We start from the raw sequence: 20,569 nt of genomic DNA, 5'->3' as shown, positions 1-20,569 counted from the left end.
CCAAGCCCTCCGGGTGGCCGATGGCCAGCCTTGACCCCGACTCCGGGCGCGGTCGCCGAGCGACGAGCGGGATGCCGGCCCCCGAGATCCGACAAATTCAGGTCTCTACGGTTTCAGGGGATTGCCGAACCCGGCGGCGCGGATCCGCAGGCGGGCGCCGGAGGCGTTGCGGGCTGAGACTTCGCGTTCCAGGACGGCTGCGAGGTAGTCCTCGTGGGTCCAGCCGGCATCGCGGGCCTGGTCGGCGAGCCGGGCGGCGGCCTCGGTGATCCGTGGTGCCTTCAACGCGGCGGCGAGGTAGGTGATCTGCTTGACCGCCTCGGTGCTCGCGGCGGCCTTCGTGGTGCTTTTCGTGGCCATCAGCCGATCTCCTCAGCGTCGCCCAGACCGTCGCCCAGACCGTCGCCCAGACCGTCGGCCAGGCCGAACGCACGGTCGTAATCGGCCAGGTCCCGGACCAGATCATGAGCGAGGTCATCACCAGCGACGACGGCGCGGGGTTGTTGGAACTGCTTGCGCAGCCGGGCGGCTGCCTCGACGTGTGCGGGGTCGGTGATGGTGGTTCCTCTGGCCCAGACGCGGGCGTGTTCGGCCACGATCCGCCCGTCCGCGCGGATCCGGACGCGTTCGAGGTCGGCGGCCACGTCGACCATCCGGCCGATCACGTTGGGGTCGACGGAGTAGTCGTTGGTGTCGAGGCGGACGTAGTAGTCGCGGCCCAGCCGGATCTTGTTGCGCCAGCCCAGGTGCAACGGGATCGGCGGCAACGGCAACATCGCAGCCAGGTCGGCATCAAGCCGATCGAGTGGTGAGGCCTTGATCGTGCGCACCACCCGGGCGTTGGCCCGGGTCAGCCAGTCGGCGAACTGGGTGTTGAAGTCGGCCGCTGAGGTGAACGTCCGACCGGGCATGAAGGAGGTCTCGAACCAGCCGTTGCGACGTTCCACCAGACCCTTGGACTCAGGGTCGTTGGGTGGCAGCAACACCAGCTTGGTGGCCAGCGTGCCCATGAACGCCGCGACACCTTCAGCGCGGCGTTGCCCGCGGCCGATGCCGGGCTCGTTGTCCCAGATCAGCCGCCGTGGCACCCGGCCCAGTTGCTGGATCAGCTCCCAGGAGCCCAGCAGCAGGTCCTCGGTCTTCCGGGTCGACCCGGCGGATCGGATCGTGTGTTGGCCGTCCGCTCGTGGTCGCCGGCTCGGATCGAAGATCCCTGTAGTTCGACTCAGCCCCCCGCGCGGCTCGCGCGGGCCGCACGAGCGGCACGCGAGGTTCCAACAGGCGGCTCGGTCCGCGTGGCGTTGGTCGCGTGCTGGTGGGCGCGGTTGATCGTGGAGTCCACGGACACCATCCACTCGATCTCTCCGTCCGCGTCGGCCTCGGCCAGCAGGCGGGCGTGAATCTTGTCCCAGGTGCCGTCGGTAGAGAACCGGTGGTGGCGCTTACACGCCGTCTGCCACGGCCCGAACGACGCCGGCAGGTCACGCCAGGCGATCCCGGTCCGGAACCGGTAGATCACGGCCTCCACGACCTGGCGGTGATCGCGAAACGGCCGCGACTTCACACCATCCGAAGACGGCATCAGCGGCGCGATCCGCTCCCACTGATCGTCGGACAGCACCCGTTCGCGAGACATGACCGCATCAAAACAGTCATACGTCCCGGAACTTAGGAGACACGCCCTAGTCGGCAGCGATGGAGGTGTCCCGAGTGGCCTGTTCCAGCAGTGCGATCGTCGCTGCTGCCGCGGCTTCACCGTCGCCGGCCTCCACGGCGTCCACGATCGCCGCGTGCACGGAAACGAACTCCGGCACGTGCTGGCCCGCGTGTACTCTCTCGTTTCGGGCGCGGAGCCCGGCCTCGATGACGATCTCCATCCGACTCATCAACTCGTTGTGCATCGAGTCGAGGAGAGCTCTGTGGAAGGCGAGGTCTGCTTCGATAGCCGCCTCGGCGTCGCTGTTCGCCGCCGCGGTCGCCATGGCGTCCAGCGCCGAGCGTAGCTTGGCGACATCCTCGTCGCTCCGACGTTCGGCTGCGAAGCGCGCCGAGGCGGGTTCCACGATGGCGCGAACCTCTGCCAGCTGGTCGAGGAACGAATCGTCGGGTTGGGAGCCTAGCCAGCGCAACATGTCGGAATCCAACAGGCGCCACGACGTCCGTGCCGCGATCTGCGTACCCAGCCGCTGACGGGAGCTGACGAGGCCCTTGTCGGCCAGTACTCGCATGGCCTCACGCAATACGGTCCTGCTGATACCGAACTCATCCAGCAGCGACTCCTGCGAGAGGGACTCGCCTGGCGCGTACTGCCCGCTGACGATGCGCCTACCGAGGTTGTCGACGATTTGCCCGTGCAGGCCGCGCAGTAGTTGCTGTTCCGCGGCCCGAGCCGTGGGGGTTGACGTAGAGGGCGCGACGACGTCTGCGTCTGAGACGAGATCCGAGCTCTGTTCTGCAGCGGTCACGATGGCTCCTCAGTCATTTATATGACAATACTATTGACAGTCGTATGTGTGAGTCGTCACGATACGGCATCGGCATGCGATCGGCACCACACGCCGCTCAGACGCCTCCAAGCCCCTGCCGTACATCCCATCGATCCCTGAGAGAGACGCAAATGACCATCAATCGACACCGACTTCACCTCGGGGTGCTTGCCGCTTCCGCCGTAATGGCCCTCGCGGGTTGCGGGGCAGTAGACACCGGGGCCCTGACCTCGGACGGCGGCAGTGACCCCGTGCAGAAGTCGGGGGAGATCACGATCGCGTACATGCAGAAGCAGGGTGACCAGCAGTACTTCGTCGACGAGGCCACCGGCGCGAAGGAGGAAGCCGAGGAGCTCGGCGACGTGGAGATCCGGGTAGTCGACTTGGGCACAGACTCCAACGAGGCGATCAGCCAGATGAACGCGATGATCGCCCAGCAGGTCGACGCGATCGTCATCATCGTCCCGGACCAAAAGATTGGTCCTCAGGTCATTGATATGGCACGTGAGGCCGGCATCCCGCTGCTCGCCTCAGCTGACCCGATCGAGGACGGAAGCGGAGAGCCGGCCCCGTTTGTGGGATTCGACAGCGTGGCTATGGGAACGCAGGTCGGGCAGAAGGCAGGCGAACTGTTCGTCGAGTCCGGCTGGGACACTTCCCACACCAAGATCATGGCCGCCTACTCCGAGGGTCTCACTAGCTGCCAGGACCGCCAGAAGGGGGCGGAGGCCGGTTTCAAGGAGAAGGCGGGGGAGCTCCTGCCGATTGTGACGCTCGGAACCGACAACTCCAACGTCGATGCGCAGAACAAGGCCGCTGCCGCCGTCACCGCTAACCCCGACGTCGAGAACTGGGTGGTCTGGGGATGTAACGACGAGAGCGAGACGGGGGTCGTCACGGCCCTGGAGAACGCGGGCATCTCGCCTGACAACATCATCGGCGTCGGTCTCGGCGCGTACCTGACCTGCAAGGACTGGCAGGCGGGCGTGAAGTCGGGCAACAAGGCAGCGCTCTACATCAGCGGCAACGAGGTTGGTCACACTGCCGTCAACACAGTCGTCACGGCGCTGCGTGACGGCACGCCGCTCCCGGAGAACACCCAGGTGCCCACCAAGATGGTCGATGCGGAGACCTGGGAGCAGGAGATGAGCTCGTGCTGACTGCACCCCATCGAGGCTCGGCCGGCCAGATCGGGACCGACCGGACGAAGGTGCGCGGTGGCTATCCCCGCTGAAGCACCCACCGCTCGCACAGGCCAGCCGGTCCTGGTGATGCAGAACGTCTCGAAGGGTTTCGCGGGTGTGCAGGCCCTCCGAGACGCCTCCCTCGAGGTGAGGGCCGGGGAAATCATGGCTCTCATGGGCGAGAACGGAGCCGGCAAGTCAACGTTGCTGAAGATTCTGTCCGGGGCCCACAAACAAGACAACGGAACGATGCTTGTCGCCGGAAACGTCCAGGAGTTCTCCAGCCCCGACGACGCGCACGCGGCCGGAATCCGCGTGATCTACCAGGAGCCCGAGGTGATCCCACACGTCTCGGTAGCCGAGAACATCTACGTCGGCGCACTACCCGCGCGAGGGGGTTTGTTCTCTCAGCGTCGCGTTGTGGAATGCGCCCGCGCGGAGCTGGCGCGGTATGGGTTCGACAACGCCATCGACGCCGAGACGCTGGGACGCGACCTGAGCCCTGCTCAGCGGCAGCTCGTCGAGATCATGCGGGCGCTGATCGGCGAGGTTCGCATCATCGCATTCGACGAGCCGACCTCCTCGCTCTCCGACGTCGAGGCCGAGCGGTTGTTTGAGTTGATCGGCACGCTGCGCGGCGCAGGGGTGGGGATCATCTACGTCTCGCATCGCATGCCGGAGGTCTTTCGGATTGCCGATCGAGTCACCGTGCTGCGCGACGGTGCCGTCGTGCAGACCCGCGAGGTCAGCGAGACCACCCAGGAGCAGTTGGTAGGCTTGATGGTTGGGCGCGATCTGTCCGGCATATTCCATCGGCAAGCCCACGAGCCAGGCGACGTCGTGCTCGCCGTCGAAGGGCTGACCACCGACGACGTCGAAGACTGCTCATTCGAGGTCCGCGGGGGCGAAGTGATCGGTCTCGCCGGGTTGGTAGGAGCCGGCCGCTCCGAGCTCGCACATGCACTTATCGGCGACATCCCAAGGCAAGCGGGAAGAATCCTCGTTGACGGGACGGAGCGTCGCATCGCCAATCCGGGCGATGCCGTCAAGGCGGGGATTGGCTTGGTGCCGGAGGAGCGGAAGGCGCAGGCGCTGCTAATGCACCGCAGCGTCCGCGACAACATCTGCCTCACTGTGCTGCGCAAGCTCAGCGTGATGCGCGTCGTACGACAAGGTTCCGAGCGTGCCTTGGCTCAGTCATTCGTACGGCGCCTGAACATCAGAACGTCCTCGATCGAGAACCCGGTAGCCAACCTGTCCGGAGGAAACCAGCAAAAGGTTGTCCTCGCGCGATGGTTGTCGCCAAAGCCGCGCGTGTTGATCCTCGACGAACCGACACGAGGTGTCGACGTCGGCGCGAAGGCCGAGATCTACGACGTCGTCAACGAGCTCGCTCGAGACGGCATGGCCATCATCGTCATCTCCTCCGAGCTGCCCGAGATCCTGGCGCTTTCCGATCGCGTCCTCGTCATGCGAGCCGGACGGATTGTTGCTGAGGTGCCAGGACGTGAAGCGACCGAGCAAAGCCTCGTCGCGCTCGCGATGGACCACGAACCAGTTACTACCAAGGAGCTCACGTGAGCAGCCAAGTCCACATTAAACGCGATACGGAAGGTCGCCAGGAGACTCCAAGCTCCTATGCCGGCGTGTCCCGCTCCTGGCTCCGCACTGCGCTAAACGCGATCGGCGTCCAGAACCTGAGCCTGCTGTTCGCGCTGGCGCTTCTAGTCATTGTGATCGGAAGCCAGAACCCGAACTTCTTCCTCGTCAGCAACCTGCGCACCATCGGCACGGCCATCTCGATCGTGGGAATCCTCGCCGTCATGCAGACGATCATCATGCTGCTCGGAGGCTTGGACATCTCGGTGGGCAGCGCGGCCGGGCTCACTTCAGTGGTCTCGGCAATGGTCTTCATGACCAACCAGAACGCTGGAGTCAGCATCCTGGTTGCCTTGGGCGTCGGCGTCGCCGCGGGTCTATTCAACGGTCTGGTCATCGTCTACGGTCGCGTGAACGCCGTCATTGCAACCCTTGCAACCTATGCAGGGTTCCGCGGCTTGGCGAACCTGATCTCGAACGGGCGCGCTCAGGGGTACACCGGGACGGATCCCATCTACGTCTTCATCGCCCGAGGATCTCTCTTCGGAGTTCCGGTCCTGATCTGGATCCTCGTGTGCGTCGCAATATTCGTGCACTGCCTGCTGCGGTACACCGATATCGGACGCAACATCTATGCAATCGGCGGCAATGCGACCGCCGCCCGACTCGCAGGCATCAACCTCAACCGGTACATCGTCGTCTGTTACGCGCTCATGGGTCTCGTAGCAGCGATTGCGGGCATCATGCTCACCGCACGGACCGGGTCGGGTCAGCCCACCTCCGGCAGCCAGGGCTTGGAACTGCAGGCCATCACCGCTGCTGCGCTCGGCGGAGTCGCGATGCAGGGCGGCAAGGGCACCATCGCTGGAACCGTCATCGCCGTTGTTGTGCTGGGCGTCCTCCAGAACGGTCTGACAATCCTCAACGTCAACTCGTTCTGGCAGGACATCGCACAGGGGCTGCTGCTCGTCGCCGCCGTCATTGTCCAGCAGCGACGTCGCGGGGTGAGGGCAGTCGGGTTGCCATAGCCCTTCACATACATCGCCGCACGCATGGCCTCCTCACACGCACTGCGACGCGCGGCGACGCGCGTTGCAAGCCGGCAGGCCGGACACAGGTCCGCGCCTGTCCGAGGCTCGGCGAACGTCCCGCCACACTCCCCACTCGTACGGCAGTAGCCGTTCAACAAGCCTGGGAAGGACCCCACCGATGGTACGAATCAGAGCCGTCGAAACACTGATCGTCAACGCCAAGTTGCGCAACTGGGTCTTCGTCAAGGTGCTCACAGACGAACCCGGTCTCTACGGTTGGGGCGAGGCAACGCTCGAGTGGAAGACGCGCGCCGTCGCCGGGGCGGTCGAGGACCTGAGTCAGCTGCTGATCGGACGCGACCCCTTAGACACCGAGCGCCTGTGGCAGCTCATGAACCGTGGCCAGTTCTTCCAGGGCGGCGCAGTCACCATGAGCGCCCTCTCGGGCATCGACCAAGCCCTGTGGGACATCAAGGGCCGCTTCCTCGGCACGCCTTGCTGGCAGTTGCTGGGCGGGCTCGCACGCAACAGGGTGCGCATGTACGACCACCTCGGAGGCGGCGACGCCTCGGTCGTCTATGGCGCCGCCAGCGGTGACAACTTCGCCCAGGCTGCCTTGGAGAGTGTCGCGGAGGGCTTCACAGCGCTGAAGATCCTCGCAGTCCCCATGGGGCTCGCACTGCCGACCGCAGATGGCATTCGACGTGCCGCCGAAACCATGGCTTCGGTGCGCAGCGCTGTTGGACCCGACGTGCAGATCATGGTCGACCTGCACGGACGCACCACGCCCGCCGGCGCGATCGCCTACGGTCACGCCCTCGCCGAGTACGACCCGTGGTTCTTCGAAGAGCCCTGCCAGCCGGGTAACCCCGAGACCCTGGCAGATGTGGCCCGCGCGCTTCCGTTCGCAGTGGCAACCGGTGAGCGACTCATCTCGCTTCAGGAGTTCCGCGACCATCTCGCGGCCCGGTCGTGCGCTGTCCTCCAGCCCGACGTCTGCCATGTCGGGGGACCGACCGCTGTGCGCAAGATCGCCGCGATGGCCGAGACGTGGAACGTTCCCCTGGCGCCGCACAATCCGCTGGGTCCAATCGCGACCGTCGTCAACCAGCACATAGGTTTCGCGACTCCAAACTTCCTCATCCAAGAAGTCATGCGGGCCGACGTCCCGTGGCGCGAAGATGTCCTGCAAGGCATACTCCCCATCATCGATGGTCACGTATTCCCACCTACGGCCCCGGGTTGGGGTATCGAGATCGACGAGACTGCAGCCGTGTCCCACGGCTACCAGCCCGAACCGCTCATCGATGTCGACGGGCCAGACGGCGCATTACTCGACTGGTAGACGCAGCCGCACCGCGCGGGGCCGGACCGCGGCAGAGTTCCTGCCCGGCTGGTGGTCATGAGCGGGCTGAGACGCCGTTGGAGTAGGTACGGTGGCCGAGCGGCAGTTCTTCACCGGGCCGCTCCGACGCTCCTGCATGCTGGATCGATCGGCCGCCCCAGGCGCCGGCCCTGCAACGGAACACCACGTGGAGCACCCTCGCTCGGGACAGGTCCCCTGGCTCACACTGCAGAGCACCGACAAACGCTGAACGGAGACAGAGCATGGCTGGTGGTCGCCTCGCCGACGAGATCGTCCTTATCACTGGTGCCGCAGGCGGCATCGGGGCCGCCGTCGCCGCGGTGGCGGGTCGCGAGGGTGCGGCCGTGGCGATCTTGGACATAGATCCGCGCGGAAACGATGTCGCCGAGGCTCTCGCGGATGGCGGAATCCTGGCCGCTTTCGTACAAGCTGACGTCACCGACGAAGACGAGGTGAACGCCGCCGTCGCATCGGTGACCAGCCGGCTGGGTGCGCCTACGGTCCTCGTCAACAGTGCTGGCCGGAACTCGTACGCAGATCCTGTCGAGATGACCAGCGACGAATGGGATTCCTTGATGGCCGTCGACTTGAAGAGCGCCTGGCTGACCACGCGGGCCACGCTGACCGCGATGATCGAGTCCCGACACGGTTCGATCGTGAACGTCGCGTCCATCCACGCCGAGCAAACAAGCGTCGGCTACTTCCCTTACGCAGCTGCCAAGGCCGGACTCGTCGGACTGACCCGCAGCACCGCGCTCGAAGTGGCGTCGTACGGCATCCGCGTCAACTCCGTCAGCCCCGGATGGATCCGCACCGGGCTGGTTGACGAGTGGCTGGCACGACACCCGGACCCGCAGCTCGAACAGGTGGTCGTCGACGCTCACCCTGTCGGGCGCATCGGGACACCTGAAGAAGTTGCGGAGGTGGTGTGCTTCCTGGCTTCGTCGTCGGCGTCCTTCGTCACTGCCGCGGACTGGCGAATCGACGGTGGACTGACTGCGAGGTATGCGATCCCGCCTACCACGTGAACAGGAGGGTCAAGGGCCTCCACCGCTTCGGCATTGGCACCGCCGTGGCGAGCGCCAGCTGGGTAGGGGCCACGGTCCCGCGTTCATTGCCGCAGGGCCAGTCCACGCCAGCGGCCGGTCGGTGTGACGTTCCAGGCACCGAGTTTCGTCGGCTCGTCGACGATCTCCTCGGCCTCCTCGATGGCCCGCAGAAGCTGGTGTGGCGCGGCGTCTCGCGCAAGGCGGGTCTCGAGCCTTCCGGCATCGCCGTACTCCACAATCTCCAGGGCAGCGTCCTCGACTTCCATGTCCTCTGGCTGGGTCCGTCGCCGGACCGTGATGCCTTCGGCGGCGAAGGCGGTGAGGCGTCGCTCAATCCGCCGGCGACACCGGTCTAGGAGTCGGTTCTGGCGTTCCATCGGGCACCCGTCACGGTGCGAACCATCGGTCACGGCGTCGGCGATCAACGCGTGGAGGGTCACGATGCGACATGCGCTGCATTTCAGCCACCGGCACCAGGGAGCGGCTGTTGGGTCGGGGTCCTCGGCCTCGGGGGGCTTCTTGCCGCCATAGGACGGTGCCACGGTTCGGAGCTCGCCGCAGACGCAGCACAGCGCTCGGTTCCGCGGTTTCAATCCTGGCCGTTGGTCCATCCTCTCGTCGGTCACAGCCGCACCCACTTCTGACCCAGCCAGAGGTCGACATAGGTCACGCAGTCCTCGGTGCCGGCCTCGGCAACTTCCTGAATGTCCGCCGGGTTGGCTTTCGGGACCGCTCGCACGATTCCGCAGTATGCGCTGACGCTCCCACCAGTGGCGGTCGCTGTCTTGTACGCGTCGAGCGGGAACCGATGCTTGCGGTGCCTTCGATACTCGCTGACAGAGGCTGAGGAACTGGTGCCGTCGACAAGGAGCGAGGGAACGCAAAGATGAGCCAGCAGACTGATTGAGCAGCGCGGCGTACGGCGCGTGAGGTGGCCGGCGGCGGCGTCAGGCGCGGCGGCGAAGGAGGCCCGGATGTCGGACCTGGCCGAGCAGGTGATGGTGGCGCTCGGGGAGCGGATCAGGCGGTGGCCGAGACCGAGGCGCGTGCCGGCAGGCGCTGCGCGAGAAGAGCAAGGCCGAGAGTCTGACGCTGCCCGAGATGGTCGAGTGTTGCGACGGGCTGCTCACGCAGCGGGAGGCGACCCGGCTGCGGAGGCTGGCCGACAGCAAGCTGTCAGTGGCGAAGGTTGGGCCGAAAGCTGCGGGCGGGGTTCGTCTCCGCGACCTCGCCACCGCCGTGGGGGAGGGCGATCAGCGCTGGTCGGCCAGCACTGCACCGCAGCTGGGGCCGATGGACAAGAGCCGCCGAGCCGCGGATGGGTGATGTCTGACCCGTCACCTGTTCGTGCAACAGTTGAGAGCGTTCAGATCCGGGCGATGGTGGTGGAGGGAAGCTCCCCGAATCGTTCTTGGTACAGGGTGGCGAATCTGCCCAGATTGGTGAAACCCCAGTGGTAGGCCACCTCCGAGACACGACCGCGGCCGAGCTTCAGGTCCTCGTGCGCTCGCTCTAGGCGAACTTGCCGCAGGTAGGCCATCGGGCTTACTCCCATGTGTCTGTGGAACGCCGCCTGCAGCGAACGGGCGGAGATCCCTGCGACCCGGGCTAGGTCGACGACCGTGTACGGCGACTCGGGTGCTCTCTCGACCAGTTCGACAACTTGTGCCACCTCACGGTTGGAGATGCTCACGACATCTCCGTGCAGTTCCTCGGAGTAGGAGTGGCGCTGCGTCGTCACCAGGTCAGCGAGCAGGCTGCGTTCGAGAAGTTCGACCACCGAGCCACCGTGGCCAGGGTCGCGGGCGGCGTGCGCATGCTGGACCAGGGTCGTTAGTAGCGAGGTCCAGCGCTGACCGGCCCCGTGGTCGAGGTTGAAACCGAGGTCGAACGCGATGGGCCGGGTGATCGAGTGGCCGAGTAGGCCGGCGAGCTCCTTCTCTACAGCGGCGCGGTTGAGCTTGATGCACAGTTGCGTGGCGTCTGGCTCCCATCGCGCCAGCATGGTGTGGGCACCGGGGCTGAACACGGCTGCCTGGCGGGGTGAGGCGGAGACGCGCTGGTCGCCGCACGCGGAAAGGACGATGCCTCGCAGCGGCACGTTGACGTGGTACCCGGTGAGGTCGCCCGGGTCGACGCGGGCGGCAGCACCGAACCGGACGTAGGCGATGGTCATGTGGCGTAGGTGCAGCGCAGACAGAGCCGGACTGAGCAAGGACGATTGCCCGTCGAGCGGCTCGACACTGGCGGGGTAGAAGTGCGAGTTCAGGACATCGCGGAACTGGCCGAAGTCCGCACCGGAGACTTCGTTGGTCCCCAAGAAGGTCTGCCTTGCCACGCCAGAGAGCGACCCGTCCGAGGAAACGGCGGGCTTGGCCGGTGCGGCCACGTCCAGATCCCAGTCCATTCACAGTCCTCTAGTCACGCCAGCCCACCTATGGTACGCGTCACACTCCAAAGCGCCCCAGGCTGACTCATCGTCGGCGCTCCCTCCCCAACGCCTACATCGCGCGGCCATCGACCATGGCTGCTGAGACGCCTGCACGGGCATCCAACACGGGCACCCACGCGGTGCCTCGCGAATCGTCCAGCGGTCTGCGCGGACCGGCTAGTGACCCCCGCCACTCCAACCTAGCGTCGTTTGTGGCGGCCATCACAGCCACCCACAGACGATGAAGGAGTCGCAATGACGAATCTGCTGGAAGGAACCCCCACGCTGGGCGCCGAGAAGGCAGGCGCGGGCGTCGAGGTCGATACGGAACTCGTTGCGCGCGCCACTGCCCTGGTCCCCCTGATCCGGGAGCACGCGCAGGAGACCTCCGAGGCACGACGAGTGGTCCCCGAGGTCATGACTGCCATCGAGGAGTCCGGGCTGCTCAACCTGTTCGTGCCCAAACGCTACGGCGGCCACGGTGCCAACATGGCTACCGCGGTACAGGTGATCAGCGAGGTTTCGCGCGCGGACGGGTCCACCGGTTGGGCGGTGTCCTTGCTCAACGTGTGCACCTGGTTTGCCACCACGTTCTCCGAGAACGCGCAGGAGGAGATCTTCGGGGCAAACCCGAACGCCAAGGTGTGCGGCATCTTCACCCCCGGCAGCAAGTCCGAGCGGGTCGAAGGCGGATATCTGGTCAGCGGCCGCTGGCCGTACTCGTCGGGCTCGTTCGCCGCAGACTGGGCAACGCTGGGCATCGCGATCGACGTGGCCGAAGGCGAAGACCCCCGGGCACTGGCGGCCATCCCGTCGAGTGCCTGGACCATTGATCCCACGTGGTACGTGACCGGGATGAAGGGCTCGGGCTCCGACACCATCGTGGTCGAGGACCACTTCGTGCCCGACCACATGGTCCAGCGCTTCCCGGACATGCGTGAGGCCAACTTCCTCACGCCGTACACCGGCGAACAGAACTCGCACATGGCGTTCATCCCCGTCGCCGCGCTGATCCTGGTGGCCCCTCAGCTGGGACTCGCCCGGCACGCCCTGGAGCGCACCCGAAGCAGCTTGCCGGACAAGCCGGTGGCGTACTCGGTCTACACGGCGGCGAAGAACTCCCCGACCCATCAAATCGGGGTGGCCAACGCCGCGACGAAGTTCCACCTAGCGGAACTGCTCATGAAGCAGGCCTGCCTGGACATCGACACGAACGCCGCAGAGGGCCACCTGCCCACGATGGAAGTCCGGGGCCGCATCCGCAACGACACCGGTGTGGTCGCCGAACTGGTCAAGGACGGCATCGACGCCCTGCTGACCGCCAACGGTGCCGGCTCGTTCGCCGACGCGAACACGATGAGCCGGATCTGGCGAGATGCCGAGATCGCTGGCCGGCACGCCTACGTCAGCCCCGAGGTCGGCAAAGAGGTCTACGGCAAGCTCCTGCTCGGCAACAACGACCTCACGATGGATCTGTGAGGCGTGCCATGAGCCAAAGCACCCTGACCCGGAACATCGCGAGTGAGGACATCCAGATGACCGATGAGTCCGCGGACCCGACCAACCCGGCGAACCTGCGCCACGTCCTGAGCCACGTGCCGACCAGCGTGGTGGTCGTCACCGCGATGGCCCGCGGGGTGCCTGTAGGCCTGACCGTGGGCTCGTTCAGTTCGGTCTCGCTTGACCCGCCGTTGGTGAACTTCTTCATCGACCTGAAGTCCAGGACCTGGTTGAAGCTCAACGAGGCGAACACGTTCACTGTGAACGTTCTGGGCAAGGACCACGAGCACCTTTGTCGAGCCTTCAGCCGGCCATCAGCAGATCGCTTCGAGGGGATCGAGTGGTCTCCTTCGCCCTCGGGGAACCCGGTGCTGCGCGAGGCCAGCGTGGCCCTGGAATGCAGTCGCTACAAGATCGAGATCCTCGGCGATCACGTCCAGGTGGTCGGCCGGGTGCGCGCCATGCAGGCACAGGCACCCGACCTACCGCTGGTCTTCTACCGCGGCGCCTTCCTGAAGCTGTGACAGCAGACGTCGGGCGCGCACCCCGCGGGTCCCCCCGACGTCGCCGTTCCCGCCAGCCACCGAATCCCACCCTGAGGAGAACGATCCCGTGATCTACGAACACGCCTACTTGCGCGTCGCAGCCGACGACCAGACGACCTTCGAGCAGGCGGCTCCCAAAGCCCGCGAGATCCTGCTCTCGGCACAAGGGTGTCGCGAGGTGCTCATCAGCAAGTCTGTCGACGATCCCGACCTGTACCTGCTGCGCGTGGGCTGGGACACCATCGAGGACCACCTCGAGCGATTCCCGGCCAGTACCCAAGGGGCTGCCCTGGGAGACCTAATCGGCGGGTTCTTCACCGAGGCGCCGGCCGTGACGCACTTCGAGGACCGGGACCTCTCCGCATGACCACCACCACCGCCATGGACCACGACACCGACGCCGCGCAGCTGGATGCGCTGCTCGCGCAGGTGCGGGGTTCGTTCGCCGAGACCCCCGATCAGCGGGCGCGGGTCATCCTCGACGCCCTCGTGCGACACACCCATGCCCTCCTGCGCGAGATCGCGCCAACGCTCGAGGAGTGGCAGGCAGGCGTCGAGTTCCTCACCCGGGTCGGACAAACGTGTACGGAGACCCGACAGGAGTTCGTTCTGCTCTCCGACGTCTTGGGCCTCTCCATGCTGGCCGAGACCATCAACGACGCCGACATCGAGTCCGTCACCGACTCCACCGTCCTGGGCCCCTTCCACATGACAGCCTCCCCAACGCGGCAGCTCGGCGAGAGCACCGACCTCACGGGCGTGGGAGTGCCTTGCGTCATCACCGGGTCGGTCCGCGCCCCCGACGGAACACCGCTGGCCGACGCCAGCCTCGACGTGTGGCAGTGCGACGGCGAGGGGTTCTACGACGTCCAGAGGCCCGACGAGGTGCCCGCCGGCAACGGGCGCGGCCTATTCCGCGCCGACGAGCAGGGACGCTTCCGCTTTCGGGCCGTGGTGCCCAGCCACTACCCGATCCCGACCGACGGCCCGGTCGGCGACCTCCTAGCCGTTGCCCGCAGGCATCCCTACCGGCCCGCGCACATCCACTTCATCGCCAGCGCGGTCGGGTTCCGCGACCTGACCACCCATGTGTTCGTCGCCGACAGTCCCTACCTGGAATCCGACGCAGTCTTCGCAGTCAAGGACTCCTTGGTGGTGAGGTTCGAGACCAGCCGCGACCGCGCCCTCGCGGCAGCCCACGGGCTCGACGTTCCGTTCACCCACGCCCACATCAACCTCGTCCTAGCGCCGTTCGACGACACCGACACCGGCACCGGCGCCGGCGCCGGCACCGGACCTGAACTAGCCGCGGAGAGGACCTCGCGATGACCGCGGCGTTCACCTACACGGAGACGGACCGCACCGTCCACTTCGGGCGCGAGCTGATCTCGCACATCGAGGACCTGCTCCCCTCCGAGTTCGATGGCATCTTCCTCATCACCACCGAGCGGTTCGCCGAGCCGGTCGACGACCTCGCGCGGCGCCTGGGAACCAGACACGCCCACACCCAGGTCGGCGCCGCCATGCACGTTCCCGTCGCGGAGATTGCGACTGCCCTGGAGGCCTTCGACAACAAAGGCGCCCGCTCAGTCTTTGCGGTGGGCGGAGGATCGGCGGTGGGTCTGGCGAAGTCCCTGGCCCGCCGACGGCAGGTACCGATCGGCGCGGCACCTACGACCTACGCCGGATCCGAGATGACCCCGGTGTGGGGGGAGACCTCCGACGGCCGGAAGACCACCGGTCGCGACGAGACCGTGCGTCCCAAGGTCGTCATCTACGACGTCGCCCTGACCGAGACGATGCCGATCCCTGCATCAGTCGCCAGCGCCTACAACGCCCTGGCACACGCCATGGAGGCGCTGTACGCCCGCGATGCCACACCCGTGTCGCAGGCGATCGCCACACGTGCCATCGCCGAGCTGTGCGCAGCAGTGGTCTCGTTCAGCGAACCTGACACGACCGGGATCATCAGCAGCCCAGACAGTTCCAGAACCCCAGTCGCCACCGCGAGCAGCCATGCACTCCAGGGGGCGTGGCTAGCCGGACACGTCCTCGGCTCAACAACGATGTCGCTGCACCACAAGCTGTGCCACATCCTCGGCGGGACCTACAACCTGCCGCACGCCGAGACCCACGCGGTGCTGCTGCCTCATGTGCTCGCCACCTGCGCTGAGGCCGCGCCGGGGGTCTACCAGACCTTCGCCGACGCGCTGCACACCTCGACCCCGGCCGCCCTGCTGCAGCAGATAGCGGCGGCCACCGGCGTGCCGACCACATTGCAGCAGCTCGGCGTGACATCAGACGATCTCGACAGCCTCGCCTCGGAACTCGTCGAGAGCGGGGACCAATGCCAATACGACTTCGAACCGTCGGTCGCGGCCGCTGTGCTGCGTCAGGCCTGGTCGAACCTGTCAGGGCGCCACGGAGCCACGCGTGCACGGGCACAGTCGAGGGGATACCTGTGATGTCCAGCGCGTACCTCTATGCCTCTGCTCGCACCCCGTTCGGACGATCCGGTGGCGCCCTGGCCGGGATACGGCCCGACGATCTGGCAGCTACGGTGCTCACCGGCGTCCTCGACCAAATGCCCGGCATGGACCGGGACCGGGTCGACGAGGTCGTGTTAGGCAACGCGAACGGCGCCGGCGAAGAGAACCGCAACGTCGGGCGCATGGCGGTGCTTCTTGCGGGGCTGCCCGTGTCAATCCCCGCCACGACCGTGAATCGGCTGTGCGGATCCTCACTCGACGCAGCGATGATCGGCAGCCGCATCATCGAGACCGGCGACGGTGACGTCGTCCTCACCGGCGGCGTGGAGTCGATGACACGCGCACCCTGGGTACTGCCCAAGCCTGAACGAGCCTTTCCGGCAACTAGCCTCGAGGCGGCCTCCACCACGCTGGGCTGGCGCTTGGTCAACCAGCGAATGCCAGCGGACTGGACGGTCTCCCTCGGGGAATGCAACGAACAGCTGGCCGAGAAGTTCAGCATCAGCCGCGAGCGCCAGGACGAGCTCGCCGCCCGCTCGCACGGCTTGGCCGATCGCGCCTGGAACGAAGGGTTCTACAGCCCCCTCGTCGTACCGGTCGCAGGCGTCGACGTCGACAGGGACGAGGGGATTCGCCCAGGCAGCACCCCGGAGAAGCTCGCCGGGCTCAAGCCCGTCTTCCGGCCTGATGGGACCATCACCGCCGGCAACGCCTCCCCGCTCAGCGACGGTGCCTCCGCGGTGCTCCTCGGCTCGGAACGCGCAGCCGACCATCTGGGGGTCTGCCCCCTCGCCCGGATCGCGGGCCGCGGCGCCCACGCCCTGGAGCCACAGTTGTTCGGGTTCGCACCGGTCGAGGCCGCCGAGCAGGCGCTGAGGCGGGCCGGCATCGGCTGGGGTGACATTGCCGCGGTTGAGCTCAACGAAGCCTTCGCCGCACAAGTGGTGGCGTGCGCCGACGCCTGGTCTGACCGCGGTCTGGACCCGAGCCTCATCAACACCAAGGGCGGTGCCATCGCCCTGGGCCACCCCCTCGGTGCGTCCGGCGGACGCCTCCTCGGCACCCTCGCTGAGCGACTGCGAGTGACCCGACAGCGGTGGGGAGTCGCCGCCATCTGCATCGGAGTGGGCCAGGCGCTGGCAGTCGTCCTCGAGAACGTCGCCGCCGACTCAAGCGGGTGGTCGTGATGGTGCTCGTGTGTGAAACCCCCGACGACACCGTCGCCGACGTCGCCGACGGCTCCACCATTCTCGTGGGCGGGTTCGGGATGGCCGGGATGCCTGTGGACCTCATCGACGCCCTCATCCGACAAGGCGCGGGCGACCTCACGGTGGTGTCCAACAACGCGGGGAACGGCGACACCGGGCTGGCGGCCCTCCTGGCGAAAGGGCGCGTCCGGAAGATGATCTGCTCCTTCCCTCGGCAGTCCGACTCCTGGGTGTTCGATGGGTTGTACCGCTCCGGGCGCATCGAGCTGGAAGTCGTCCCCCAGGGGAATCTCGCCGAGCGAATCCGCGCCGCCGGGGCTGGCATCGGCGCCTTCTTCACCCCCACCGGAGCCGGCACTCCGCTCGCCGACGGTAAGGAGACCCGTGACATCGACGGTCGCACCTACGTCCTCGAGTACCCCATCAAGGGCGACGTCGCGCTCGTCGGTGCCTACCGTGCCGACCGGGCGGGGAACCTCGTGTACCGAAAGACGGCTCGCAACTTCGGTCCGGTGATGGCAACCGCCGCAACGACCGTCGTCGCCCAGGTCACCGAGATCGTCGAGGCCGGCCTCATCGACCCCGAGAACGTGGTCACCCCCGGCATTTACGTCGACCGGGTCGTGGTCCCATGACCCGCACCACGGACGAGATCGCGGCGGCTGTCGCAGCTGACATCCCACCGGGGGCCTTCGTCAACCTCGGTATCGGTCAACCCACCACCGTAGCCGAGCATCTCCCCGCCGGGAGCGGTGTCGTCCTGCACACCGAGAACGGCATGCTCGGCATGGGTCCCGCAGCGTACGGCGACCAGGTCGACCCTGACCTGACCAACGCCGGGAAGCTACCGGTCACCCAACTGCCGGGAGCCTCCTACTTCCACCACGCAGATTCGTTCGCGATGATGCGCGGCGGACACCTCGACGTCTGTGTCCTCGGTGCCTTTCAGGTCTCCACGAGCGGTGACCTCGCCAACTGGCACACTGACGCACCGCAGTCCATCCCCGCCGTCGGGGGCGCCATGGATCTCGCCATCGGCGCCAAACAGGTGTTCGTGATGATGAGCCTCTTCACCAACGACGGGACACCGAAACTGGTTCCGGCGTGCACCTATCCCCTGACCGGCATCGGATGCGTCAACCGCGTGTACACCGACCTGGCCACCTTCGACATCGGACCCGACGGCCTGACGGTCCGTGACACCTTCGGGACCACTGTCGATGAGCTCCGCAAGCGACTCGGCATCCCGATGCACCGCGCGGCGCTGCCCTCCACTTGACATGGATCGACTTCCTGTCAAGCGGCAGGGTAAGGGGCCTGTCCCGATTCCTACGGGGGCGGCTCCAGGGCGTTCAGTTCCAGCCATCGGGGCGATACCTGTCATTCGCAGAGCGCGAGGAGATCGCCTTGCTCAAGGCCCAAGGCAAGGGGGTGCGTGAGATCGCCCGGGCCATCGGCCGTGACCCCGGAACCGTGTCGCGGGAATTGCGCCGCAACGCCGCCACTCGCGGCGGGAAGCTCGACTACCGCGCATCGGTCGCGCAGTGGAAGGCCGACATGGCGGCCAAGCGTCCCAAGACCGCGAAACTGGTCGCGAACCCGCGGCTGCACGCCTACGTCCACGAACGGCTGTCGGGACAGATCAAGACCCCCGATGGCAAGGTTGTCCGCGGTCCGGAACCCCCACGGTTCACCGGCAACAACAAGCCACACCGCAAGCATCGCGCCTGGTCCTCGGCGTGGAGCCCAGAGCAGATCAGCAACCGGCTCAAGGTCGACTTCCCTGATGATGAATCCATGCGCATCAGCCACGAGGCGATCTACCAGTCGCTCTACATCAAGGGCCGCGGCGCGCTGAAGCGCGAGCTCGTCTGGTGCCTACGCACCGGCCGGGCACTGCGGGCACCACGGGAACGATCACGGCGAAAGACGTGGGCACACGTCACGCCCGAGACGCTGATCAGCGAACGCCCCGCAGAAGCCGAGGACCGCGCCGTTCCCGGCTACTGGGAAGGCGACCTGCTCATCGGACTGGAGCGCTCAGCGATCGGCACCGTCGTCGACCGAACGACCAAGTTCACGATGCTGGTCCACCTTCCGCGCGAGGAGGGATACCGGCACAAGGAGACCCCCAAGAACGGCCCGGCCCTGGCCGGCTACGGCGCGCTCACAATGAAGAACGCCCTGGCGACCACGATGTCGACGCTGCCGGCCCAGCTGGCCAGATCGCTGACCTGGGACCGTGGCAAGGAGATGTCCGCGCACGCGAAGTTCACCGTCGAGACCGGCATCCCGGTCTTCTTCGCCGACCCCAACTCGCCGTGGCAGCGCGGCACGAACGAGAACACCTATTGGTACAAGATGGCTGGGCCGGAAGCGCCTTCGACGGGAGTCGCTCCGGTGCGCGCCGCCGGGTGACTCGGAGAACACGTGCCAAGAGGCTTTCCGTTGATATGTCCATGGCGGCCCGGTGGGCGAGAGCCCTGGCCGGGAGTGACTTGATAGGAGCTTGCTGAGCCGTCAACTCGCAATAGGTGTGTCCCTCGGTCAGGGCCCTCGCCCGCTGTCCCGTCATCCGCACAGGTACAGCAGAAGGGGCATCTCGATGTTGACAGTGGGCGTTGACCCGCACAAGCACGTGCACGTGGCGGTGGCCGTTGATGCCGCCGGCAGACAGGTCGGCAAGCCGCTGACCATCAAGAACGGCCCGCATCTGATCACCGGGTTGCTGACCTGGGTCCGCTCGATCAGCGACGAGGCACCGGTGACCTGGGCGATCGAGGATGGTCACGGATTCGCCCGCCGACTTGCTGACGGCCTGCTCCTGGCCGGCCAAGAGGTGGTCTGGGTCCCAACCCGCCTCATGCTGGCTCATCGCCGACTGCACGCCGCCACCGGCGCCAAGTCCGACTCAGTTGACGCTGCTGCTGTGGCATACGCTGCGATCGCGACGCCGGGACTGGACCGTCACCGCATCGACGAGCGAGTACGTGAGCTGCGGGTCCTCGCGGATTATCGTTCCGACCTGGTCAAACGACGCACCATGGTGATCAACCAGCTCAAGGCTCAACTGCACCTATGGCTGGACCACACACCAGGAGATCTCCTGCGGGCCAAGACAGTGGGCTCGGTGACGGCCCTGGTCGCGGACGCGACTCTGCGCCCGCACGTCCGTCAGACGCTGCACGACATGCTTACCGAGGTCGCAGACCTCAACAAGCGGATCCGCGACCTCGACACCACCATCAGGGAGTTGGTCACCCCGCTGGCTCCGGCCTTGTTGCAGATCACCGGGATCAGCCACACCTCCGCAGCGGTGCTGATCGCTGAGATCGGGGACATCACTCGCTTCTCGAGTTCTGCCAAGCTCGCCCGCTACGTCGGTTGCGCCCCGATCCCCGTCTACTCCTCAGACAACGAGCGCCATCGTCTGCACCGAGGGGGCAACCGTCGGCTCAACAGCGTCTTCTACACCGCGGCCATCGTCCAGAAACGGTGGGAGCCGGCCGCGCAGCAACTGCTAGCCCGTCACCAGCCGGCCAAGGGCAGCCGTGGCGCTCGCCGCATCCTCCAACGACACCTGGTCGACGTCGTCCACCGGGCGATGCTCGAGGACCAGGCGACCTGGACGCACCAGATCACCAGATGCCAGCAGGCGGCTTGACATAGAAGCATCAACGG

At 66.5% G+C, this 20,569-nt stretch carries 20 protein-coding genes and 1 pseudogene; 15 read left to right on the top strand and 6 right to left on the bottom strand.

The features are described 5' to 3' along the window. Window positions 1–105 precede the first annotated feature (105 nt). The 4 genes from D0Z08_RS00875 to D0Z08_RS00860 all read right to left on the bottom strand — a co-directional run bounded on the left by D0Z08_RS00875 (window position 106) and on the right by D0Z08_RS00860 (window position 2,465). Window positions 106–360, bottom strand: a complete 255-nt coding sequence (locus tag D0Z08_RS00875) for a P-loop NTPase family protein (RefSeq protein ID WP_220453961.1) — start codon at window positions 358–360, stop codon at window positions 106–108. Further along, window positions 360–1,088 carry a Mu transposase domain-containing protein gene (locus D0Z08_RS33625; protein WP_220453960.1) on the bottom strand — a complete coding sequence of 243 codons (729 nt, stop codon included), beginning with the start codon at window positions 1,086–1,088 and terminating at the stop codon, window positions 360–362. The genes D0Z08_RS00875 and D0Z08_RS33625 overlap by 1 nt, the downstream gene beginning before the upstream one ends. Window positions 1,089–1,225: 137 nt before the next feature. Further along, window positions 1,226–1,636 carry an IS5 family transposase gene (locus D0Z08_RS00865; protein ID WP_118921733.1) on the bottom strand — a complete coding sequence of 137 codons (411 nt, stop codon included), beginning with the start codon at window positions 1,634–1,636 and terminating at the stop codon, window positions 1,226–1,228. A gap of 46 nt (window positions 1,637–1,682) precedes the next feature. After that, window positions 1,683–2,465, bottom strand: coding sequence for a FadR/GntR family transcriptional regulator (locus D0Z08_RS00860; protein WP_220453959.1), 783 nt, complete (start codon window positions 2,463–2,465; stop codon window positions 1,683–1,685). 74 nt (window positions 2,466–2,539) lie between these two features. Here D0Z08_RS00860 and D0Z08_RS00855 point away from each other — a divergent pair, with 74 nt between their 5' ends. The 5 genes from D0Z08_RS00855 to D0Z08_RS00835 all read left to right on the top strand — a co-directional run bounded on the left by D0Z08_RS00855 (window position 2,540) and on the right by D0Z08_RS00835 (window position 8,694). Continuing rightward, entirely contained in the window at window positions 2,540–3,646 is a 1,107-nt protein-coding gene (locus D0Z08_RS00855) for a substrate-binding domain-containing protein (RefSeq protein ID WP_220453958.1), read from the top strand. A 111-nt stretch (window positions 3,647–3,757) separates the two neighbouring features. Next, entirely contained in the window at window positions 3,758–5,251 is a 1,494-nt protein-coding gene (locus D0Z08_RS00850) for a sugar ABC transporter ATP-binding protein (protein ID WP_118921743.1), read from the top strand. Then, complete coding sequence (locus tag D0Z08_RS00845; RefSeq protein WP_220453956.1) at window positions 5,248–6,297, top strand: ABC transporter permease; 1,050 nt, start codon at window positions 5,248–5,250, stop codon at window positions 6,295–6,297. Before D0Z08_RS00850 ends, D0Z08_RS00845 begins: the two co-directional genes overlap by 4 nt. Window positions 6,298–6,478: 181 nt before the next feature. Continuing rightward, window positions 6,479–7,645, top strand: coding sequence for a galactonate dehydratase (gene dgoD, locus D0Z08_RS00840; RefSeq protein ID WP_118921729.1), 1,167 nt, complete (start codon window positions 6,479–6,481; stop codon window positions 7,643–7,645). A 263-nt stretch (window positions 7,646–7,908) separates the two neighbouring features. Further along, a complete protein-coding gene (locus D0Z08_RS00835; RefSeq protein WP_118921727.1) occupies window positions 7,909–8,694 on the top strand; it encodes an SDR family NAD(P)-dependent oxidoreductase in 786 nt (261 codons plus the stop codon). A gap of 83 nt (window positions 8,695–8,777) precedes the next feature. Here the strand turns inward: D0Z08_RS00835 and D0Z08_RS00830 are convergent, their stop codons facing one another. Together D0Z08_RS00830 and D0Z08_RS00820 are read right to left on the bottom strand one after the other, a co-directional pair. After that, window positions 8,778–9,140, bottom strand: a complete 363-nt coding sequence (locus D0Z08_RS00830) for a hypothetical protein (RefSeq protein ID WP_147381277.1) — start codon at window positions 9,138–9,140, stop codon at window positions 8,778–8,780. A gap of 941 nt (window positions 9,141–10,081) precedes the next feature. After that, on the bottom strand, window positions 10,082–11,122 hold the full coding sequence (locus D0Z08_RS00820; protein ID WP_118921722.1) for an AraC family transcriptional regulator: 1,041 nt from the start codon (window positions 11,120–11,122) through the stop codon (window positions 10,082–10,084). A 279-nt stretch (window positions 11,123–11,401) separates the two neighbouring features. Between D0Z08_RS00820 and D0Z08_RS00815 the strand changes: the two genes are divergently transcribed. The 10 genes and pseudogenes from D0Z08_RS00815 (at window position 11,402) to D0Z08_RS00770 (ending at window position 20,552) form a co-directional block, all read left to right on the top strand. Beyond that, on the top strand, window positions 11,402–12,625 hold the full coding sequence (locus D0Z08_RS00815; protein ID WP_118921720.1) for an acyl-CoA dehydrogenase family protein: 1,224 nt from the start codon (window positions 11,402–11,404) through the stop codon (window positions 12,623–12,625). 8 nt (window positions 12,626–12,633) lie between these two features. Beyond that, window positions 12,634–13,170, top strand: a complete 537-nt coding sequence (locus D0Z08_RS00810) for a flavin reductase family protein (protein ID WP_220453955.1) — start codon at window positions 12,634–12,636, stop codon at window positions 13,168–13,170. An 88-nt stretch (window positions 13,171–13,258) separates the two neighbouring features. Then, window positions 13,259–13,558 (top strand): antibiotic biosynthesis monooxygenase family protein, encoded by a 300-nt coding sequence (locus D0Z08_RS00805; RefSeq protein WP_118921718.1) that lies wholly within the window; start codon window positions 13,259–13,261, stop codon window positions 13,556–13,558. Next, window positions 13,555–14,520 (top strand): dioxygenase family protein, encoded by a 966-nt coding sequence (locus D0Z08_RS00800; RefSeq protein ID WP_220453954.1) that lies wholly within the window; start codon window positions 13,555–13,557, stop codon window positions 14,518–14,520. The genes D0Z08_RS00805 and D0Z08_RS00800 overlap by 4 nt, the downstream gene beginning before the upstream one ends. Continuing rightward, window positions 14,517–15,656, top strand: coding sequence for an iron-containing alcohol dehydrogenase (locus D0Z08_RS00795; protein ID WP_118921716.1), 1,140 nt, complete (start codon window positions 14,517–14,519; stop codon window positions 15,654–15,656). The genes D0Z08_RS00800 and D0Z08_RS00795 overlap by 4 nt, the downstream gene beginning before the upstream one ends. Further along, complete coding sequence (locus tag D0Z08_RS00790; RefSeq protein ID WP_118921714.1) at window positions 15,656–16,867, top strand: thiolase family protein; 1,212 nt, start codon at window positions 15,656–15,658, stop codon at window positions 16,865–16,867. Before D0Z08_RS00795 ends, D0Z08_RS00790 begins: the two co-directional genes overlap by 1 nt. Beyond that, window positions 16,867–17,523 carry a 3-oxoacid CoA-transferase subunit A gene (locus D0Z08_RS00785; RefSeq protein WP_118921735.1) on the top strand — a complete coding sequence of 219 codons (657 nt, stop codon included), beginning with the start codon at window positions 16,867–16,869 and terminating at the stop codon, window positions 17,521–17,523. Before D0Z08_RS00790 ends, D0Z08_RS00785 begins: the two co-directional genes overlap by 1 nt. Further along, complete coding sequence (locus D0Z08_RS00780; RefSeq protein ID WP_118921712.1) at window positions 17,520–18,167, top strand: 3-oxoacid CoA-transferase subunit B; 648 nt, start codon at window positions 17,520–17,522, stop codon at window positions 18,165–18,167. Before D0Z08_RS00785 ends, D0Z08_RS00780 begins: the two co-directional genes overlap by 4 nt. 86 nt (window positions 18,168–18,253) lie before the next feature. Continuing rightward, window positions 18,254–19,237, top strand: a pseudogene (locus D0Z08_RS00775) (IS30 family transposase); the annotation flags it as partial. A gap of 256 nt (window positions 19,238–19,493) precedes the next feature. Beyond that, window positions 19,494–20,552 carry an IS110 family RNA-guided transposase gene (locus D0Z08_RS00770; RefSeq protein ID WP_118921710.1) on the top strand — a complete coding sequence of 353 codons (1,059 nt, stop codon included), beginning with the start codon at window positions 19,494–19,496 and terminating at the stop codon, window positions 20,550–20,552. Window positions 20,553–20,569: the final 17 nt, after the last annotated feature.

Origin of the sequence: Nocardioides immobilis (genome assembly GCF_003515065.1) — a bacterium.
Lineage (GTDB): Bacteria > Actinomycetota > Actinomycetes > Propionibacteriales > Nocardioidaceae > Nocardioides > Nocardioides immobilis.
The sequence above is the reverse complement of the archived record's forward strand: the minus strand, read 5'-3'. Positions and strand labels throughout refer to the sequence as shown.

Coding starts and splice junctions, on each gene's coding strand:
- D0Z08_RS00875 (WP_220453961.1), bottom strand. CDS start 360: ATGGCCACGAAAAGCACCACGAAGGCCGCCGCGAGCACCGAGGCGGTC.
- D0Z08_RS00865 (WP_118921733.1), bottom strand. CDS start 1,636: ATGTCTCGCGAACGGGTGCTGTCCGACGATCAGTGGGAGCGGATCGCG.
- D0Z08_RS00855 (WP_220453958.1), top strand. CDS start 2,540: ATGCGATCGGCACCACACGCCGCTCAGACGCCTCCAAGCCCCTGCCGT.
- D0Z08_RS00850 (WP_118921743.1), top strand. CDS start 3,758: ATGCAGAACGTCTCGAAGGGTTTCGCGGGTGTGCAGGCCCTCCGAGAC.
- dgoD (WP_118921729.1), top strand. CDS start 6,479: ATGGTACGAATCAGAGCCGTCGAAACACTGATCGTCAACGCCAAGTTG.
- D0Z08_RS00835 (WP_118921727.1), top strand. CDS start 7,909: ATGGCTGGTGGTCGCCTCGCCGACGAGATCGTCCTTATCACTGGTGCC.
- D0Z08_RS00820 (WP_118921722.1), bottom strand. CDS start 11,122: ATGGACTGGGATCTGGACGTGGCCGCACCGGCCAAGCCCGCCGTTTCC.
- D0Z08_RS00815 (WP_118921720.1), top strand. CDS start 11,402: ATGACGAATCTGCTGGAAGGAACCCCCACGCTGGGCGCCGAGAAGGCA.
- D0Z08_RS00810 (WP_220453955.1), top strand. CDS start 12,634: ATGAGCCAAAGCACCCTGACCCGGAACATCGCGAGTGAGGACATCCAG.
- D0Z08_RS00800 (WP_220453954.1), top strand. CDS start 13,555: ATGACCACCACCACCGCCATGGACCACGACACCGACGCCGCGCAGCTG.
- D0Z08_RS00795 (WP_118921716.1), top strand. CDS start 14,517: ATGACCGCGGCGTTCACCTACACGGAGACGGACCGCACCGTCCACTTC.
- D0Z08_RS00790 (WP_118921714.1), top strand. CDS start 15,656: ATGTCCAGCGCGTACCTCTATGCCTCTGCTCGCACCCCGTTCGGACGA.
- D0Z08_RS00785 (WP_118921735.1), top strand. CDS start 16,867: ATGGTGCTCGTGTGTGAAACCCCCGACGACACCGTCGCCGACGTCGCC.
- D0Z08_RS00780 (WP_118921712.1), top strand. CDS start 17,520: ATGACCCGCACCACGGACGAGATCGCGGCGGCTGTCGCAGCTGACATC.
- D0Z08_RS00770 (WP_118921710.1), top strand. CDS start 19,494: ATGTTGACAGTGGGCGTTGACCCGCACAAGCACGTGCACGTGGCGGTG.